Source organism: Pseudoalteromonas sp. (genome assembly GCF_041613455.1).
Taxonomy (GTDB): Bacteria; Pseudomonadota; Gammaproteobacteria; order Enterobacterales; family Alteromonadaceae; genus Pseudoalteromonas.
In genome coordinates this window covers 1-2,954 of sequence record NZ_JBFJHD010000298.1, presented here as the reverse complement: position 1 = coordinate 2,954, position 2,954 = coordinate 1, and the positions used below count along the sequence as shown (strand labels likewise).

Here is a 2,954-nt window from a genome sequence, read left to right as displayed (position 1 = left end):
GTGCGTGGTACCTAGCTCTTTAATGCCTTTGAGGGCTGCATCGTTAAAGTCGGCAAATTTGCCTACGCCGTTTTGCTCTTTAGTGCCCCATGGCACATTGGCAGTTTCGGTATTACCAAACAAACGGGTAAATACTTGATATACAACCGGCTTGGTAAGCTCATTTTGTGTGTGTGCGGGTGTTTGCTGTTGTTCAGGTTTGTTATTTTCTGAACACCCTGTAGCAATAAGTGCACTACAAAGTACTGCGGGTACATAAACTGATTTTTTCATTGTGTGTCTTTTTTGTCAGTATTGTTATTAACTTTATACTAAAGATTACTGCAGCAACCATACAGTTGCTGCATACGTATTCAGGTAAACTATTGAGAGGTATTTATAATTAATACCGTTGCACTCATTGCCGGTAAAGCAACTGTATTACCCAACACCTGTGTTTTGTGGGTGAATAAGTTAAGTGCTTTGGTATTTTTTGGTATTACTTCCTGCATATATTCAATATTCTTAGTTAGCTCTTTTGTGTTTTTATTCATAAATACCAACACAGTTTGCTCGTCGCTAACACGCGCGTAACTATACACGCCTTGTTGAGGCGTAAAGTGCACAAGTTTTCCTTTATCAAGTGCTGGGCTGCTTTTTCTAAAATTAAGCAAGGTACTGATGGTGTTATGCATCACTTTTTGCTGTTTTGTTAGCCCCTCGCCCGTAAAGGCGTTCCGAGTTTGGCCTTTAAATCCCCCCGGGAAGTCGATTCTAATATCGCCATGATCTTTACTTGGGGTGTTATCTAATAGTACTTCGGTGCCGTAATACATTTGCGCTATACCACGTGTGGTTAAAAGTAACGTCATCGCCATTTTTGTTTTAGCAACATCTTGGCCAAGCTCGGTGTATACACGGCTCATATCGTGGTTATCAGCAAATACCATAATGTTATTGGTATCAGGGTATAAAAAGTCATTAGCTAACGATTCATAGACTTTAACCCAGCCCGTGTTCCAGCTTTCTTCTTCATTTAGCGCTTGGATTACCGACTCTTGCAACGAAAAGTCCATCACGCTTGGTAAGCTTGATGTATAACCATCTTGGTTATGCTTGCCACGTTGCCAGTAAGAGGCAATAGCAGGGTTTGACGTCCACTCTTCTCCAACAATATTAAAGTTTGGGTACTCCTGCATTATGGCTTTTGTCCAATCACTCAAAAATGCTTTATCTGAGTAAGAGTAGGTATCAACACGAATACCACTTAAATCGGCGTATTCTATCCACCAAATAGCATTTTGAATTAAGTATTCACTTAACAGTGGCTGGCGCTGATTTAAATCGGGCATGGTTTCTACAAACCAACCATCGTTAAACTGGCGCTTGTCGTATTCACTCGCGTGTGGGTCTTGTATAGTTTGGCGCGCATGGCTTGTGGCGTTTTTACCTTTTTTAAACTCGCCATTAAAGTTAATCCAATCTTTAGTTGGCTTATCTTTAACCCAAGTATGCTCAGAGCCAAAATGGTTAAGAACCATATCCATTACCAGGCCTATGCCCTGCTCTTTTGCTTTTACCGAGAGCGTTTTATATAACTGGTTTGAGCCCATACGTGGGTCAACTTTATAAAAGTCTGTAATTGCATAGCCATGGTAAGAATAATTAGGCATATTGTTTTCAAGCACTGGGGTAAGCCAAAGCTGTGTTACGCCTAAATCGTTTAAATATGGAAGTGCGTTTATAACACCTTGTATATCACCACCGTGGCGCCCACCCTTAGTACTAGGATCAGCGGCTTCTAACATGCTAGGAACGCTATCGTTTTGTTTATCACCATTAGCAAAGCGATCTGGGTTAATTAAATAAAGAGTATCGGATGATGTAAACCCTTGGCGCTTTGCGCTGTTTTTATCCCGTTCAAGTAATGAAAACTCAAAATTTTGACTCGCTTCGCTGCTGTTAAATTCAAGCGTTCCTGCTTTAGCGGCGTCGGTAATGGTAATATTTAAAAATACATAATTTGGGTTATCTGTACGGGTTACTTTATTTAACTTAACACCATTGTATTTAGCTAATTTAATTTGCTCGTTTGCAATATTTTGCTCATGCACCATGATGGTTATGGTGTTTTTGTTCATGCCAACCCACCAATTAGCAGGCTCAACGTTAAGTGCGTAGCTAATGGTTGGTAAAGTACAGGCACTTACAAGTAAAAGTGTGTTTAAAAATCGCATCATCAGGCCTTTTTAATTTTTGCTAAAAAATCTTTATGAGTGGGTAATTGATCTACTGTTGAGGTAATAAGCGTTTTTAATGTAGAAAATAAGTCGTTTAGTTGTTCACTGCTTAATGAGTCAACAATACTGTTGTAATCATCGGGGATGAGGCCTTGGCCAATAAATACCTGTTGCCAAGCAACTTCGGCAAATAGTTCATCGTTTTCGCGCACTACTTTGCCAGTTTCCTTAAATAATTTGAGCTTGTGGGCCAATGAGTGAGGAATGTCCATTTGCTTGCATTGTCGCCAAAAAGCAGAATCTTCTCGCTCCGTCAGTTTGTAATGCAAAATAATAAAATCGCGTATGTGCTCTATTTCTATCGCGCTTTGCTTATTAAATTCAGTAACTAAAGTTTCGCTTATGCCATGATGTGGAAACAGCTTTATTAAACGGGTTACTGCACTTTGTATTAAATGAATACTGGTTGACTCTAACGGCTCTAAAAAGCCACTAGCAAGACCAACCGACACCACATTTTTATGCCACTGCTTTAAGCGCCGTCCTGTTTTAAATTTTATAACACGTGGCGCCGTAATGGGCTCAGCGGGTAAATTATTTAATAATAACTGCGTTGCTGCATCGTCAGGTAAGTAACGGCTACAGTACACCAAGCCATTACCTATTCGGCTTTGCAGCGGTATTTGCCACTGCCAGCCTGCGCTGTGTGCAATTGAACGCGTATAAGGTTTTAGC

Annotated in this window: 2 protein-coding genes and 1 pseudogene; all 3 read right to left on the bottom strand. The window is 40.3% G+C overall.

Annotated elements, in window-relative coordinates:
- Nucleotides 1-273, bottom strand: a pseudogene (locus ABYB02_RS16225) (alpha-amylase); the annotation flags it as partial.
- An 89-nt stretch (nt 274-362) separates the two neighbouring features.
- Nucleotides 363-2,219 carry a glycoside hydrolase family 13 protein gene (locus tag ABYB02_RS16220; protein WP_372763416.1) on the bottom strand — a complete coding sequence of 619 codons (1,857 nt, stop codon included), beginning with the start codon at nt 2,217-2,219 and terminating at the stop codon, nt 363-365.
- A partial coding sequence (locus ABYB02_RS16215) for a tryptophan 7-halogenase (protein ID WP_372763415.1) occupies nt 2,219-2,954 on the bottom strand: 736 nt, incomplete at its 5' end. The genes ABYB02_RS16220 and ABYB02_RS16215, both read right to left, overlap by 1 nt.